At 71.6% G+C, this 15,874-nt stretch carries 13 protein-coding genes; 8 read left to right on the top strand and 5 right to left on the bottom strand.

Features of this window, described 5'->3' with window-relative positions:
* Positions 1-13 precede the first annotated feature (13 nt).
* The 8 genes from ACZ58X_RS30645 (at position 14) to ACZ58X_RS30610 (ending at position 9,370) form a co-directional block, all read left to right on the top strand.
* Positions 14-1,063, top strand: a complete 1,050-nt coding sequence (locus ACZ58X_RS30645; protein WP_470336826.1) for an ABC transporter ATP-binding protein — start codon at positions 14-16, stop codon at positions 1,061-1,063.
* Positions 1,056-2,072 carry an ABC transporter ATP-binding protein gene (locus ACZ58X_RS30640; protein WP_470336825.1) on the top strand — a complete coding sequence of 339 codons (1,017 nt, stop codon included), beginning with the start codon at positions 1,056-1,058 and terminating at the stop codon, positions 2,070-2,072. Before ACZ58X_RS30645 ends, ACZ58X_RS30640 begins: the two co-directional genes overlap by 8 nt.
* 197 nt (positions 2,073-2,269) lie before the next feature.
* Entirely contained in the window at positions 2,270-3,895 is a 1,626-nt protein-coding gene (locus ACZ58X_RS30635) for a peptide ABC transporter substrate-binding protein (RefSeq protein ID WP_470336824.1), read from the top strand.
* 99 nt (positions 3,896-3,994) lie between these two features.
* Positions 3,995-4,921 (top strand): ABC transporter permease, encoded by a 927-nt coding sequence (locus ACZ58X_RS30630; RefSeq protein WP_470336823.1) that lies wholly within the window; start codon positions 3,995-3,997, stop codon positions 4,919-4,921.
* 76 nt (positions 4,922-4,997) lie between these two features.
* Positions 4,998-5,912 carry an ABC transporter permease gene (locus tag ACZ58X_RS30625; protein WP_470336901.1) on the top strand — a complete coding sequence of 305 codons (915 nt, stop codon included), beginning with the start codon at positions 4,998-5,000 and terminating at the stop codon, positions 5,910-5,912.
* Positions 5,913-5,928: 16 nt separating this feature from the next.
* On the top strand, positions 5,929-6,981 hold the full coding sequence (locus tag ACZ58X_RS30620) for an ABC transporter ATP-binding protein (protein ID WP_470336822.1): 1,053 nt from the start codon (positions 5,929-5,931) through the stop codon (positions 6,979-6,981).
* A 13-nt stretch (positions 6,982-6,994) separates the two neighbouring features.
* A complete protein-coding gene (locus tag ACZ58X_RS30615; RefSeq protein ID WP_470336900.1) occupies positions 6,995-8,164 on the top strand; it encodes an ABC transporter ATP-binding protein in 1,170 nt (389 codons plus the stop codon).
* A 156-nt stretch (positions 8,165-8,320) separates the two neighbouring features.
* Positions 8,321-9,370, top strand: a complete 1,050-nt coding sequence (locus ACZ58X_RS30610; protein WP_470336821.1) for an ABC transporter ATP-binding protein — start codon at positions 8,321-8,323, stop codon at positions 9,368-9,370.
* Positions 9,371-9,379: 9 nt separating this feature from the next.
* Here the strand turns inward: ACZ58X_RS30610 and ACZ58X_RS30605 are convergent, their stop codons facing one another.
* The 5 genes from ACZ58X_RS30605 to ACZ58X_RS30585 all read right to left on the bottom strand — a co-directional run bounded on the left by ACZ58X_RS30605 (position 9,380) and on the right by ACZ58X_RS30585 (position 15,658).
* Positions 9,380-11,101 carry an ABC transporter family substrate-binding protein gene (locus tag ACZ58X_RS30605; RefSeq protein ID WP_470336820.1) on the bottom strand — a complete coding sequence of 574 codons (1,722 nt, stop codon included), beginning with the start codon at positions 11,099-11,101 and terminating at the stop codon, positions 9,380-9,382.
* 206 nt (positions 11,102-11,307) lie between these two features.
* Positions 11,308-13,776 carry a peptidoglycan binding domain-containing protein gene (locus tag ACZ58X_RS30600; protein WP_470336819.1) on the bottom strand — a complete coding sequence of 823 codons (2,469 nt, stop codon included), beginning with the start codon at positions 13,774-13,776 and terminating at the stop codon, positions 11,308-11,310.
* Positions 13,777-14,015: 239 nt separating this feature from the next.
* Positions 14,016-14,474, bottom strand: a complete 459-nt coding sequence (locus ACZ58X_RS30595; RefSeq protein WP_470336818.1) for a DUF6113 family protein — start codon at positions 14,472-14,474, stop codon at positions 14,016-14,018.
* Positions 14,471-15,433: an N-acetyl-1-D-myo-inositol-2-amino-2-deoxy-alpha-D-glucopyranoside deacetylase gene (mshB, locus tag ACZ58X_RS30590; RefSeq protein WP_470336817.1), complete on the bottom strand. Its 963-nt coding sequence runs from the start codon at positions 15,431-15,433 to the stop codon at positions 14,471-14,473. Before mshB ends, ACZ58X_RS30595 begins: the two co-directional genes overlap by 4 nt.
* 30 nt (positions 15,434-15,463) lie before the next feature.
* Positions 15,464-15,658 carry a DUF2304 family protein gene (locus tag ACZ58X_RS30585; RefSeq protein WP_030062563.1) on the bottom strand — a complete coding sequence of 65 codons (195 nt, stop codon included), beginning with the start codon at positions 15,656-15,658 and terminating at the stop codon, positions 15,464-15,466.
* Between the last annotated feature and the right edge of the window lie 216 nt (positions 15,659-15,874).

Below are 15,874 nucleotides of genomic sequence, written 5' to 3'. Positions count from 1 at the left end.
AGGTGACGACCCGATGACCACCGTGATCGAGAACAACCAGAAGAGCGATCGTCTCGAAGTCGGAACCCCGCTCCTGGAGGTCAAGGACCTCCACGTGGAGTTCCACACCCGGGACGGCATCGCCAAGGCCGTGAACGGCGTCAACTACTCCGTCGCGGCCGGCGAGACCCTCGCCGTCCTCGGCGAGTCCGGCTCCGGCAAGTCCGTGACGGCCCAGACCATCATGGGCATCCTGGACATGCCCCCGGGCAAGGTGACCCAGGGCGAGATCCTGTTCCGCGGCCAGGACATGCTCAAGATGGGCAACGAGGAGCGGCGCAAGATCCGCGGCCAGAAGATCGCGATGATCTTCCAGGACGCGCTCTCGGCGCTCAACCCCGTGCTCAGCGTGGGCTACCAGCTCGGCGAGATGTTCCGGGTGCACCAGGGCGCCTCCAAGGCCGAGGCCAAGGCCAAGGCCATCGAGCTGATGGACCGGGTGCGCATCCCCGCCGCCAAGCAGCGGGTGAACGACTACCCGCACCAGTTCTCCGGCGGCATGCGCCAGCGCATCATGATCGCCATGGCGCTGTCGATGCAGCCCGACCTGATCATCGCCGACGAGCCCACCACCGCCCTGGACGTCACCGTCCAGGCCCAGGTGATGGACCTGCTGGCGGAGCTCCAGGCCGAGTACAACATGGGCCTGATCCTGATCACCCACGACCTCGGCGTGGTCGCCGACGTCGCGGACAAGATCGCCGTGATGTACGCGGGCCGGATCGTCGAGACCGCCCCGGTGCACGAGCTGTACGCGAACCCCGCGCACCCGTACACCAAGGGCCTGCTCCGCTCGATCCCGCGCCTGGACCAGAAGGGCCAGGACCTGTACGCGATCAAGGGCCTGCCCCCGAACCTGCTCAAGGTTCCGGCCGGCTGCGCGTTCAACCCCCGCTGCGACGTCGCCACCGACCTGTGCCGCACGGAGGTCCCGCTGCTGCACCACGTGACCGACGAGGACGGCACGGAGCTCACCGGCCGCCGCAGCGCGTGCCACCTCTGGAAGGAGACCCTCCATGGCTGAGAACATCCTGGAGGTCAAGGACCTGGTCAAGCACTACCCGCTGACCCAGGGCGTCCTGTTCAAGAAGCAGGTCGGCGCGGTCAAGGCCGTCGACGGCATCAGCTTCGACCTGAAGAAGGGCGAGACGCTCGGCATCGTCGGCGAGTCCGGCTGTGGCAAGTCCACGCTGGCCAAGGTGCTGATGAACCTGGAGCGGGCCACCTCCGGTCAGGTGCTGTTCAAGGGCGAGGACATCTCCACCCTGAGCGGTGCGGCCCTCAAGGCCGTCCGGCGCAACATCCAGATGGTGTTCCAGGACCCGTACACCTCGCTGAACCCGCGCATGACGGTCGGCGACATCATCGGTGAGCCGTTCGAGATCCACCCCGAGGTGGCGCCCAAGGGCGACCGCCGCAAGGCCGTCCAGGACCTGCTGGACGTCGTGGGTCTGAACCCGGAGTACATCAACCGGTACCCGCACCAGTTCTCCGGCGGCCAGCGCCAGCGCATCGGCATCGCCCGCGGCCTCGCGCTCAAGCCGGAGATCATCATCTGCGACGAGCCGGTCTCCGCGCTGGACGTGTCCGTCCAGGCGCAGGTGATCAACCTGCTGGAGCAGCTGCAGGGCGAGTTCGGCCTGTCGTACATGTTCATCGCGCACGACCTCTCCATCGTCCGGCACATCTCCGACCGCGTCGGCGTGATGTACCTGGGCAAGATGGTCGAGATCGGCTCCGACGAGCAGATCTACGAGAACGCGACCCACCCGTACACCCAGGCGCTGCTGTCGGCGGTGCCGGTGCCGGATCCGACGGCGCGCGAGACCCGCGAGCGGATCATCCTCACCGGGGACATCCCCTCGCCGGCCAACCCGCCGTCCGGCTGCCGCTTCCGCACCCGCTGCTGGAAGGCGGAGGAGCGCTGCTCCGAGGAGATCCCGCTGCTGGCGATCCCGACCACGCTGGAGGGCCCGGCCGCCCACGAGTCGGCCTGCCACTTCGCCGAGGTCCGGGAGTCGGCCGCGGCCTGACGTCCCGTACGCACCAGGAAGGGTCCGCGGCTCCGGCCGCGGGCCCTTCCGGCGTTCCGGGCGCCGGGAGGATCCGGCGCCGCGTCAACTCGGCAGGGGGGTCACGGCACCCGTCCGGGTGCACCCGGCTCGCGCCGTCGCCGGGGCGCGCTTCTCATGGGGTGTGATGCGACACACACCCCTGAGGAGGGACCTCCATGCCCGTAGCCGCCCGTGCTCGCCTGGTCCTCGCCGCTGCGACGTCCGTGGTCCTGGTGGCCACCGGGTGCAGCAGCAGCGGGGGAGGCGGTGGCAGCAGCTCGTCGGACGCCTCCAAGACGTTCAGCTACCAGAGCAATGAGCCGCAGAACCCGCTGCAGCCCGCCAACGCCAACGAGGTGGGCGGCGGTCGCATCATCCAGAACCTGTTCAAGGGGCTGGTGGACTACGACCCCAGCAACGCGAAGATCCGGATGCAGGTCGCGGACAAGATCGACACCAGTGACTCGCAGACCTTCAACATCACCTTGAAGGACGGCTGGAAGTTCCACGACGGCACCCCGGTGCACGCCAAGAACTTCGTGGACGCCTGGAACTGGGGCGCCAACCCGGCCAACGCCCAGATCAACAGCTCCTGGTTCTCCGACATCGAGGGCTACCAGGACGTCCACCCGGCCACCGGCAAGGCGACCACGGACAAGATGTCCGGCCTGACCGTCACCGACGACCTGCACTTCACCGTCAAGCTCAGCCACAAGGTCTCGTACTTCGAGTACAAGCTCGGCTACATCGCCTTCTCGCCGCTGCCGGACGCCTTCTACAAGGACCCGGCCGGGTACGGGCAGAAGCCGGTGGGCAACGGCCCGTACCAGTTCGTCAGCTGGTCGCACAACACCGAGGTGGTCACCAAGACCTTCCCGGACTACCAGGGCGTGGACAAGCCGAAGAACGGCGGCATCGTCTTCAAGATGTACACCACGTCCGAGGCCGCCTACGCGGACCTCCAGTCCAGCAACCTCGACGTGATGGACCAGGTGCCGCCGTCGGCGCTGGCGAACTACAAGAACGACCTCGGCGACCGGGCCGTCGACGCCCCGCAGGGCGCGATCCAGAACATCGGCTTCACGCTCTACCAGGCCGACTGGTCCTCGCCGGACAAGGCGAAGGTGCGCCAGGGCCTGTCGATGGCGATCGACCGGGACATCATCACCAAGACGGTGCTCCAGGGCTCCCGCAAGCCCGCCACCGCCTGGGTCGCCGAGGGCGTCGAGGGCTACAAGGACGGCGCCTGCGGCGACTTCTGCAAGTTCGACGCGGCCAAGGCCAAGCAGCTGATCCAGGAGGGCGGCGGCGTCCCCGGCAACAAGCTGCTGATCACCTACAACGCGGACGGCGGCCACAAGGAGTGGGTCGACGCCGTCTGCAACTCGATCCGGCAGAGCACCGGCGTGGACTGCCTGGGCGACCCGAAGCCCGACTTCAAGACCGCCCGCGCGGCGATCACCGCGCACCAGCTCAACGGCGCCTTCCGCACCGGCTGGGTGCAGGACTACCCGCTGAACGCCAACTTCCTCTCCGACGTCTACCGCACCGGCGCGGCCTCCAACGACTTCGGCTACAGCAACCCGCAGTTCGACGACGCCGCCACCAAGGCCGACGAGGCGGCCAGCGTCGCCGACACGGTGACCGGCTACCAGCAGGCCGAGGCGGTGCTGCCGAGCGGCATGCCGGCCATCCCGCTCTGGTACTACCGCACCAACTCGGGCTACTCGAACAAGGTGCAGAACGTGAAGTTCGACTCCTTCGGCAACCCGGCCTGGACCCAGGTCGAGGTCAAGGGCTGATCCGCCCCCCACGCGGCCCCGCCCTCCCCGCACGGAGGGCGGGGCCCGGTTCTCCCGGCCGGTCGCCCCCGGCCGGTCACGCCCTGGAAGGAGGCTCGGATGGGCAGTTACGTGCTGCGGCGGGTGCTGCAGATGATCCCGGTGTTCTTCGGCACCACGCTGCTGATCTTCCTGATGGTCTACACGCTGCCCGGGGACCCGGTGACGGCGCTGTTCGGGGAGAAGGCGGCCGACCCGGCCGTGGTGGCCAGCATCAAGCACAAGTACTTCCTCGACCAGCCGGTCTGGAAGCAGTACCTGCACTACATGGCGAACCTGTTCCAGGGCGACTTCGGCACCAGCTTCACCGGCCGCCCGGTCTCCGACATCATGGCCGGGGCCTTCCCGGTCACCATCCGGCTCGCGCTGCTGGCCTTCGTGTTCGAGCTGGTCCTCGGCCTCGCCCTCGGCCTGGTCTCCGGACTGTGGCGCGGCAGCATCGCGGACACCCTGGTGCTGGTGCTGACCCTGGTGGTGATCTCGATCCCGGTCTTCGTGCTGGCGTACATCGCGCAGACGATCTTCGCCACCAATCTGGGCTGGGTCACCCCGACCGTGCAGGACAGCTACGACCTCACCCAACTCGTCCTGCCCGCCGTGGTGCTGGGCTCGCTCTCGCTCGCCTACGTGGCCCGGCTGACCCGGACCTCGATCGGCGAGAACCTGCGGGCCGACTACATGCGCACCGCCGTCGCCAAGGGCCTGCCCCGGCGCACCATCATCCTGCGCCACCTGCTGCGCAACTCGCTGATCCCGGTGGTCACCTTCCTCGGCACCGACCTGGGCGCGCTGATGGGCGGCGCGATCGTCACCGAGGGCATCTTCAACGTGCAGGGCATCGGCAACGTCCTGTACCGGGCGATCAACACGAAGGAAGGGCCCACCGTGGTCGGCATCGTGACCGTCCTGGTGATCGTCTACCTGGTCGCCAGCCTGCTCGTCGACCTGCTCTACGCGGTCCTGGACCCGAGGATCCGCTATGCCTGACATCCACGACGAGGACTCGCCCAAGCCGCACCCCAAGCCCGGTGTCGCGCACCTGGACTACGCGGGCGAGCAGGGCATGGCGGTCGAGCAGGAGACCCTGGTCGAACCCGACGTGGAGAAGCGGGAGGAAGCCCGCAGCCTCTGGGGCGACGCCTGGCGGGACCTGCGCCGGCGGCCGATCTTCCTGATCTCCGCGGTGCTGATCCTGCTGCTGGTGGTGATGGCGGTCTTCCCGTACGCCTTCACCGACGCCGACCCGCGCAAGGCCGACCTGGTGAACGACTACCTGCGCCGGCCGGACTGGGGCGACGTCTTCGGCGTCGGCTGGTTCGGCTACGACGCCCAGGGCCGCTCCATCTTCGCCCGGGTCATCTACGGCGCCCGCGCCTCGATCACCGTCGGCATCTTCGTGACCGCCGCGGTCACCGTGCTCGGCGGGCTGACCGGCATGGTCGCCGGGTACTTCGGCGGCGCCGTGGACGCGGTGATCTCCCGGATCATCGACATCTTCTTCGGCATCCCGCTGCTGCTCGGCGCCCTGGTGCTGCTGAACGCCTTCGCCACCCGCACGGTCTGGAGCGTGGTCATCGCCCTCGGCGTGCTCGGCTGGACCCAGATCGCCCGCGTCATGCGCGGCGCGGTGCTGACCGTCAAACAGGCCGACTACGTGGTGGCGGGCCGGGCGCTCGGTGCCGGGACGGGGCGGCTGATGTTCCGGCACATCCTGCCGAACGCGATCGCCCCGGTGATCGTGGTCGCCACCATCGCGCTCGGCGGCTACATCGCGGCCGAGGCCACGCTGAGCTTCCTCGGCATCGGCCTCCAGGACCCGACCATCTCCTGGGGCATCGACATCTCCTCCGCCCAGAAGGTGATCCGCACGGCGCCGTACGTGCTGTTCTTCCCGGCCGCGGCGCTCTCCGTCACCGTGCTGGCCTTCATCATGCTGGGCGACGCGGTGCGCGACGCCCTCGACCCGAAGCTTCGCTGAGCGAGGGGAGCGCATCGTGAGTACAGCTGTGGACGCCACCGGCCAGGAGCGGCAGACGCCCTACGAGGGGCCGCTGCTCGACGTGCGGGACCTGCACGTCGAGTTCGTCACCCGGGACGGCGTCGCCCGGGCCGTCAACGGGGTCAACTACAGCGTCCGGGCCGGGGAGACACTGGCGGTGCTGGGCGAGTCCGGCTCCGGGAAGTCGGTGACCGCCCAGGCGATCATGGGCATCCTGGACATGCCGCCGGCCCGGATCCCGCGCGGGGAGATCCGCTTCCGCGGCCAGGACATGTTGACGATGGGCAAGGAGGAGCGGCGCAGGATCCGCGGCCGGAAGATCGCGATGATCTTCCAGGACGCGCTGTCCGCCCTCAATCCGGTGCTCAGCGTGGGCTACCAGCTCGGCGAGATGTTCCGGGCGCACCAGGGTGTCTCCCGGGCCGAGGCGAAGGCCAAGGCCGTCGAGCTGATGGAGCGGGTGCGCATCCCCGCGGCCAAGCAGCGGGTGAACGACTACCCGCACCAGTTCTCGGGCGGCATGCGCCAGCGCATCATGATCGCGATGGCGCTGGCCCTGGAACCGGACCTGATCATCGCCGACGAGCCCACCACCGCGCTGGACGTCACCGTCCAGGCCCAGGTGATGGACCTGCTCGCCGAGCTCCAGGCCGAGTTCCACATGGGGCTCATCCTGATCACCCACGACCTCGGCGTGGTCGCCGACGTCGCGGACAAGATCGCCGTGATGTACGCGGGCCGGATCGTCGAGACCGCCCCCGTGCACGAGTTGTACGCCCGGCCCGCGCACCCGTACACCCGGGGCCTGCTGGACTCCATCCCCCGGCTGGACCAGAAGGGCCACGAGCTCTACGCCATCAAGGGCCTGCCGCCCAACCTGCTGCGGATCCCCAAGGGCTGCGCCTTCAACCCCCGCTGCCCGCGGGCGCAGGACGTCTGCCGGGCCGAGGTGCCGGAGCTGTTCCCGGTCACCGAGGAGGACGGCACCCCGCTGGAGGGCCGCGGCAGCGCCTGCTTCTTCTGGAAGGAGACCCTCCATGGCCGTTAACGGGGCCAGCGCGATGGGCGCGGCGGTGCCGGAGGAGGTCGCCTTCGAGCAGCCGGTGCCGCGCGGCGAGCCGATCCTGGAGGTCCGGGACCTGGTCAAGCACTTCCCGCTGACCAAGGGCGTGCTGTTCCGGAAGCAGGTCGGCGCGGTCAAGGCGGTGGACGGGGTCAGCTTCGACCTGATGCAGGGCGAGACGCTCGGCATCGTCGGCGAGTCCGGCTGCGGCAAGTCCACGCTGGCCAAGGTGCTGATGAGCCTGGAGCCGGCCACCGGAGGATCCGTCCGCTACAAGGGCGAGGAGATCTCCCGGCTCTCCGGGGCCGGGTTGAAGGCCGTCCGGCGCAACATCCAGATGGTGTTCCAGGACCCGTACACCTCGCTGAACCCGCGCATGACGGTCGGCGACATCATCGGTGAGCCGTTCGAGATCCACCCCGAGGTGGCGCCCAAGGGCGACCGCCGCAAGGCCGTCCAGGACCTGCTGGACGTGGTCGGGCTCAACCCGGAGTACATCAACCGGTACCCGCACCAGTTCTCCGGCGGCCAGCGCCAGCGCATCGGCATCGCCCGGGGGTTGGCGCTCAAGCCGGAGATCATCATCTGCGACGAGCCGGTCTCCGCGCTGGACGTGTCCGTCCAGGCGCAGGTGATCAACCTGCTGGAGCAGCTGCAGGGCGAGTTCAACCTCTCGTACATGTTCATCGCCCACGACCTCTCCATCGTCCGGCACATCTCGGACCGGGTGGGGGTGATGTACCTGGGCAAGATGGTCGAGCTCGGCAGCGACCTGGAGATCTACGACCACGCGACCCACCCGTACACCCAGGCGCTGCTGTCGGCGGTGCCGGTGCCGGATCCGACGGCGCGCGAGAGCCGGGACCGGATCGTGCTCACCGGGGACGTGCCCTCGCCGGCCAACCCGCCCTCGGGGTGCCGGTTCCGCACCCGCTGCTGGAAGGCGCAGGAGCGGTGCTCGGTGGAGGTGCCGCTGCTGACCTCGCCGGGCTGGCTGAACGGGGCGGCGGTGCACGACTCGGCGTGTCACTTCGCGGCGGAGCGCGAGATCGGGCGGAGTGCGGCGGAGCGCGAGATCGGGCGGAGCGCGGCGGAGCAGGGCAACGGGCAGAGCGCCGCGGAGCAGGGCAACGGGGAGGCCGACGGCGGCTCCGGCCAGGAGCCTTAGCGGTCGGTGCCACCCAGGGCGCGTCCTCGTACCGAGGGCGCGCCCTTCGCCGTGATGGAACCGAGATCTGCCGCACACTCCCCAAGTGAACGCCGTTCCTTGATAGTTGCTCTGCGCCAGGCGATGGTCGCGGCTGCGCTGAGGAGGGCTGCCCGGATGGATGCGGTCGAGGTGGTCGGCGGCGGACGGGAGAACCTGGTGCCCGGGACGCCGCTGCTGGAGGTCGAGGACCTGCACATCGAGTTCCACACCCAGGACGGTGTCGCCAGGGCCGTCAACGGGGTGAGCTACTCGGTGGCGGCGGGGGAGACGCTGGCGGTGCTGGGCGAGTCCGGCTCCGGGAAGTCGGTGACGGCGCAGGCGATCATGGGCATCCTGGACGTGCCGCCCGGCCGGATCACCGCGGGGCGGATCCTGTTCCGGGGTGACGACCTGCTGACCATGAGCCCCCGGCTCCGGCGGACCGTCCGGGGCCGGCAGATCGCGATGATCTTCCAGGACGCGCTGTCCGCCCTCAATCCGGTGCTCAGCGTGGGCTACCAGCTCGGCGAGATGTTCCGGGTCCACCAGGGGTTCTCGCGCGCCGAGGCGAAGGTGAAGGCCGTCGAGCTGATGGAGCGGGTGCGCATCCCGGCGGCCAAGCAGCGGGTGAACGACTATCCGCACCAGTTCTCGGGCGGCATGCGCCAGCGCATCATGATCGCGATGGCGCTGGCCCTGGAGCCGGACCTGATCATCGCCGACGAGCCCACCACCGCGCTGGACGTGACGGTGCAGGCCCAGGTGATGGACCTGCTGGCCGAGTTGCAGGCCGAGTTCAACATGGGCCTGATCCTGATCACCCACGACTTGGGCGTGGTCGCCGACGTCGCGGACAAGATCGCCGTGATGTACGCGGGCCGGATCGTCGAGACCGCCCCCGTGCACCAGCTGTACGCGCGTCCGGCCCACCCGTACACCCGGGGCCTGCTGGACTCCATCCCCCGGCTGGACCAGAAGGGCCAGGACCTGCACGCCATCAAGGGCCTGCCGCCCAGCCTGCTGCGCATCCCGGAGGGCTGCGCGTTCAATCCCCGCTGCGACCGGGTGCGGGACCGCTGCCTGACCGAACTCCCGCCGCTGGTGCCGGTGGCGGACGCGGAGGGGGCCGAGCTGCCCGGCCGCCGCAGCGCCTGCCACTACTGGCGGGAGACCCTGCACGGCTGAGTCGGGGCGCTACTTGGTGAAGCCGACGTTCTCCCAGACGATGTCCGACAGGCCCTGGGCGCCGATGTTGGCGAGGTCGGCGCGGGCGCCGTACAGCTGCGGGCGCTGGTAGAGCGGCAGGACGCCGGCCACCTTCCAGAGTTCGCCGTCGGCCTGGTTGATCGCCTCGGAGGCGGTGCCGGCGTCGGTCGCGCCGGCGGCCCGGTCGAGCGCGGCGTCCACTGCGGAACTGCCGGTGCCGGCCCGGTTGGAGGAGCTGTTCTGGACGTAGGTCGCGCGGCTGCCGCTGGCCGGGAACGGGGTGCCGAGCAGCGCGTAGACGGCGATGTCGAAGTCGTCGCGGTTGACGTACTTGTCGAAGAACTCGTTGGCGGCGGCGGTCACCGGGGTGACCTTGACGCCGACGTCCTTGAGCATCTTCGACACGGAGGCCGTCTCGCTCTGGGCCACGGCCACCCCGGCGGGGACGACCATCCGCAGGTTCAGCTCGTGGCCGTCCTTCTTCCGCACGTCGCCGTCGAGCTTCCAGCCCGCCGAGTCCAGCTTGCGGGCGGCCTCGGCCGGGTCGAAGCGGGACAGCCCCAGGGAGTTGTCGCGGTAGCCGTTCTGGTTGGCGACCAGCAGGTGGTTGTTGAGCGGGACGGCGGGCCAGTCCAGGCCGTTGAGGTCGGTGCGGATCAGGGCATCCCGGTTGATCGCCTGGAGGACGGCCTGGCGGACGGTCGCGTCGGCGAGCGCGGGGGTGCGGGCGTTCAGGGTGAGCTGGCGGAAGTCCGGCCCGCCGGCCCGGCGCACGGCCGCGCCCTTGGTGCTCTTGATGACCTGGTAGCCGGCCAGGTCCGGGCCGTTGTTGAGGAGGTCGATCTCGCCCTTGGCGAAGGCGGTGCGCATCGCGTCGGGCAGCATGGCGTGGAAGACGATCCGGTCCAGCACCGGCTTGTCGCCCCACCAGGCCGGGTCGGCGACCAGGGTGACGGTCTGCGCCGACGGGTCCAGCCGCTCGACCTTGAAGGGGCCGGCGGTGAGCGGGATCGCGTCCAGGTAGGCCGAGTTGAACAGCTCCGGGGTGGACACCCGGCTCGCGGGCAGCAACGGCGCGTTGGCGGCGCCGTTGAACATCGACTGCCACTCGGAGAACGGCCGGTCGAAGGTCATCACGGCCTGGAAGTCGTCCTTGCCCCGCTCGACCGAGCTGACCAGCTCGAAGCCGGAGGTGCTGGACGGCCGGTACGCCGGGTCCTTGCCGTTCATGGCGCGCCAGTTGGCCTCGATGTCGTGCCAGGTGATCGGGGTGCCGTCGGACCAGTGGGCCTTCGGGTTGAGTGTCCAGGTGACCACCTGGTGGCCGTCCCTGAGCTCGGCGTGGGCCTCCTGGAGGTAGGCCGGGTTGACGGTCTGGGTGCCCGCCGCGTCGGAGCGGAAGAAGGTCGGCAGCAGCGGCTTGCTGACCGCCACGGTCGAGGACTCGGTGCCGTCGGCGTGGATCGGCGACCACTGGTGGGAGAACTGGGAGATCGCCAGGTTCAGGGTGCCGCCCTGGCGCAGCTGGGCGCGGTCGTGGGCGTTGATGTCGACCGAGGTCAGCTTGGGCACCCCGGTGGCGGCGACCGGGGCGTTCGCGACGGCGCCGTCCGACCCCGCGGAGCAGGAGCAGAGCGCGAGGGAGAGCGTCAGGACGGTGAGACCGGCGAGCAGTGCCGTCCGGTGGTGCTGGAGGCTGCGGCGGCCCATCGGCGTGGCTCCCGGGGTGGTTGTGACGGATGGTGTGGCGTCACATCTTGCTGACCGGGAGGGGGAGTTGTCGAGGGGCGGGACGGCCGCATCCGTGCGGTGCGGCGGCCCCGCCCCTCGTTCGTGCCCGGCTCGTCGGCGGACGTCGCCGGACGGTGGTGCCGTCCGGCGTCCGGCGTCCGGCGTCAGACGCCAGGTGTCCGGCGTCAGGCGGTGGTGAACTTGAAGGTGCGTTCCTTGTCGCCGGTCTTGTCGAACAGCGCGGTGACGGCGTCCGCGACGTCCTGCGGGGTGATCGCGGCGGTCTGGCCGTTCTTCTTGGCCTTCACCTTGTCGAACGCGCCGTTGAGCTGGGAGCCCAGCGCGTCGAGGTCCCACTTGGGCGCGATCTTGCCGGAGGCGTCCGGGGTCAGGGTGAGCGCCTTGGCCGCGGTCTTCGGGCCGAAGTCCCAGGTCTTGGCGCCGGCCACGATGTGGATCTTCCCGCTGGTCACCTGCTTGCCGAGGCTGTCCGCGGCGGCCTGGAGGGCCTGGGTGGAGACCTTGGGCTGGGCGGCCGTGACGGCCAGGGCGATCGGCTGGTCCGGCTTGCCGGCGGCGCGGTCGCGGTAGGCCTGCTCGATCACGTCCAGCGCGGCGTTGGTGTCCACCGCCTGACCGGCCTTGCCGGGGACCACGACCGGGTCGCCGTTGTCGGCGAACTTGACGTAGCCCTCCTGGAGGCCCTGGCCCGAGCCGACCGCCAGCGAGTCCAGCGCGGCCTTGAGCTTGGCGCGGTCGACCCGGACCTCCGGGGCGACGGCCTTGGTGCCGCCCTGGATCGACTTGATCACGTCGACCGGGTTGTAGCTGTGCGCGGCGAGGCCGTCCACGGTGGCCGTGGTGTCGAAGCTCAGGCCGGCGACCGTCGGGTCCAGGTCGACGCTCTGGTCGCCGATCTTGAGCTTGAGCGGCTGCTGCCCGGCCTTGCCGACCGAGGCGTCCAGCGCGTGGATCGCCTGGTCGCGGCCGTTGCCGCCGATGTCCGTGCCGAGCACCACGGTGCCCTTGGGGATGTCGGACTGGTTGAGCATCAGGCCGGTGCCGTACGCGGCGGCGCCGAGGAAGAACACCCCGCCGACGGCGTAGACGCCGAGCTTGACCAGCTTCTTCGGGCCGCCGCGCTTGGCCTTCGCCTTGCCCTTGGCCGGGGCGGCCGGCTCGGCCTTGTCCTTGGCGGCTGCGGGGCCGGCCGCGGGGGCCGGCCCGGGGACGGCGCCGGGGAGGAACGGGGCGGCGTCGACCTGGCCGCCGGGACCGCCGGGACCGCCCGCCGCGGCCTGGGGGCCGGGGGTGGGCAGCGGGGTGACCTCGGTGGCCTCCGGGTCCCGACCCGCCCGGCGGGGCCCGCCGGGGGCGGGCGGCGGGGTGGGCTGGGAGGCGGGCTGGGGCGCGCCCGGGAAGAGCCCGCCGGGGCCCGCCGGGGCGGCGAAGGGGTCCTGGCCGGGGGCGGCCGGGCGCTGGGTGGCGAACGGGTCGGCACCGGTCGGGGCCGAGGCGAACAGGCCCGGCTGCGGGCGGCCGTCGGCACCCTGCGGGGCGGTGCCGTTCCGGGGCAGGCCGGGTATGGCGGCCGGGGGGGCGGCGTGCTCGCGGATCGGCGCGAAGCCGTCCACCGAGGTGTCCTCCGGGCCGGGCTCGGCCGGCGGGAAGCCGCCCTGCGGGAACCCGCCCTGCTGGCCGCCGGGCTGCTGGAAGCCGCCCTGCGGCAGCCCGCCCTGCTGGGGGCCGCCCTGCTGGTGCGGTGACGGCTGCTCCGGACGGCTGCCGCGCGGGCCGCGCTGGTCGCCGCGGCCGCGCGCGCCGGCGGCGGAGCCGGTCGGACCGGTCGGGGCGAACGGATCGGTGACCGGGGCGAACGGGTCGGCGCTCTCGTACACGCCGGGCTCCTCGGCCGGGCCCCCGGCGCCGTAGGGCGAGGCGGGGGTGGCCGGGGCGGCGCCCTGGTGCGGGGCCTGACCCCGGGTGGGCAGCGGGCGGCCGTTCGGCCGGGCGGCGCCGGCGTCCGGAGCCGGGCGGGCACCGCTCGGGGCGGCCTGCGGCCGGGCCTCGGCGCCGGGGCCGGGCACGGCCGGGGCCTCCGGCGCGCGCGGCGCGCTCGGGGCGCTCGGGGCGCCGACCGGCACGGCGGCCGGGACGGGCTCGGCGGCCGGGGCCTTCTTCTGCCGCGGCCGGAACCACGCGCCGGTGGACTCGGACTCCGAGGTCGCCGGCGGGATCGGCGGGATCTGCCACTCCGGCGGCAGGTTCGGCGGGGTGGCCGAGCCGGAGCCGCCCTCCATCACGCCGAGGACGGGCGAGGCGGGCGCGGAGCGGTGCCGCGGGCCGCCGGGCTCGGCGCCCGGCGCGAACGGGTCGGCCGGGCCGTCGTCGCCCCGGGCGGTCTCGTTCTTGACGGTGCTGCGGACGACGACCGGCGGGATCGGGCGCGAGCCGGGGATGTTGATCCGGACCCGGGTGGTCAGGGTGGTCTCGGTCTTCGGACCGTCGTCCTCGCCGCCCGACCCGGTGTCGGCGCCGGCCCGGTCGCCGCCGGGGCCCGCCGGGGTGCCGTAGGGCGGCGTGCCCGACGGGTAGGCGTCCGGACCCGTGCGCCGGGGCGTCGGGTTGGCGTTGTCAGATTCGCGGCTGCTCAATGCTGCTCTGCTCCGGGTTCGCGGGCGGGCCGTGCGGCGCGACCGCGGTTCGTGGTCGCCGGGCCTGGGGCAAACGGCGGTCGGGTACGACGTACTGCGGGACCACCATACTGGGAAGAACTGAGCGGTGAACGGCTTCGGACAGATCCTGATACGTCCGGTTCCTCCGGTATGAGAGTACGGCGGAGTGGTCCTGACTGCGCGTTGTGTGCGCCACCGTACGCGGCCGCCCGCCCGGCTCAGCGCTTGGGGTTGGGCACGCCGGGGAACCAGCTGGTGCGGGTGGGCAGGGTGGCGCAGATCACGCCCAGGATCGAGCCGACGAACAGCCAGGCCAGCGATGTGGCGTTGGACCAGAGCACGTTGTCGCCCTCCGGCCGGGGCACCATCAGCAGCAGCATCGCCATGAACCAGCCGCCCGCGGGCACCGCGGCGCCCAGCTTGGTGCCGGTGACCCGCAGGCCGGCGTAGAAGGTCGCGGCGGTGGCGGCGAGCGCCAGCAGAACTCCCACGGGCGGCCACAGGGCCTGCACAAAGGATCCGCACACCGACACCGCGGTGCCCAGCAGGAAGAACAGGACATAAGCCGCGATCCGGGCGGCGCGCGGGGGTTGGGCCTCGGCCAGCCGCTCCTCGCGGGTGCCGAGGACGGTCACCGCGATCGAGGGGCTCTTCGGCTTGGCGGCGGGCGCGGTCATCGGGCGTTCCCCTCGCTCGGAACCGGGTCGGCGGCCCGGCCCGTCGGATCGGTCGTCGGATCGGCCGCCGGGGCCGCGGCGTCGGTGTCGAGGCCCGCGAAGAGGTCGCGCTCGGGCCGCTCCGGCCCGGCCTGGCCGCGCACCAACTGGTAGTACTCGGTGGCGAACAGCGGCTGGCCGAGGTGGTTGGAGAGCGCGAAGGAGTCGCCGGCCACGGTGATCTGGGTGGCGTGCGCGGTCAGCGCGGCGGCCTTGGGGGCGGCGTAGCCGGTGCCGTCCAGCACGGTGGTGACCACCTCGTCGGCCACCACCCCGGGGACGTCGGAGGGGCTCGCGACGCCCGGGAAGCGCGCCTCGGCGGCGGTCGCGGCGAGGCCGGCGTCCAGCACCGAGCGGGGCATCCGGTTCCAGTACACCTTGGCGATCCGCCAGGGAGCGCCCGCCTCCGGGGCGTACGCCGGGTCGGCGGCCAGCTCGTACGCGCGCATCGCGACCCGGTGCGCCTGGATGTGGTCCGGGTGCCCGTAGCCGCCGTTCTCGTCGTACGTGACCAGCACCTGCGGCCGCACCTCGCGGATCACCGCGACCAGGTGGCCCGCCGCCTCGTCCACGTCCGCCTGCCAGAAGCAGCCGGGGGCGTCGTTCTCGGGCACGCCCATCATCCCGGAGTCGCGGTAGCGCCCCGGCCCGCCGAGGAAGCGGAAGTCCGTGACGCCGAGGGCGCGCATCGCCCCGGTCAGCTCGCCGATCCGGTGGGCGCCGAGGGTGTCGTCCCGATCGGCCGTCAGGTGCGCCAGCGTGGGCGGGATCACCTCGCCGCCCTCGCCGAGGGTGCAGGTCACCAGCGTCACCCGGGCGCCCTCGGCGGCGTACCTGGCCATGGTGGCGCCGTTGCCGATCGACTCGTCGTCCGGATGGGCGTGGACCAGGAGGAGGCGGCGGCCGGTAGTCGCGGTCATGGGAGGAAGCCTAACGACCGGCCGGAGGGGTCAGAGCTTGAGGCCGTTGATCATTCCGGCGAGGTTGCTGGTGACCTGGCTGATCGACGGTGCGATCGAGCTGGAGGCCAGGTAGAAGCCGAGCAGTGCGCAGACGATCGCGTGCGCCAGCTTGAGGCCGGAGCGGCGGATCAGCACCACCACGATGACGAGCATCAGCACGGCTGCGGAGATGTTCATGGCCATGTGGGCTCACACCCCTTCTCGGGCGCCGCCCCCGGGGGAGGGCGGCGGTGGGACCGTACGGGAATCGGGGCCGGGTGTCCGGCGGGCCCGGGACGGGGCCCGACGATCACTCGCCTGACCAGTCATACCCGATGGGTAAGGGGAGCATTACATTCAGTGAGTCCGCGCGCGCCGGGGCAACGGGGCACTCGTGGGGCGCACGGGCCGGTGGGAGGG

The sequence above is a fragment of the Kitasatospora sp. NPDC040550 genome (genome assembly GCF_055594965.1).
This window is presented reverse-complemented; position numbering and strand designations above follow the sequence as displayed.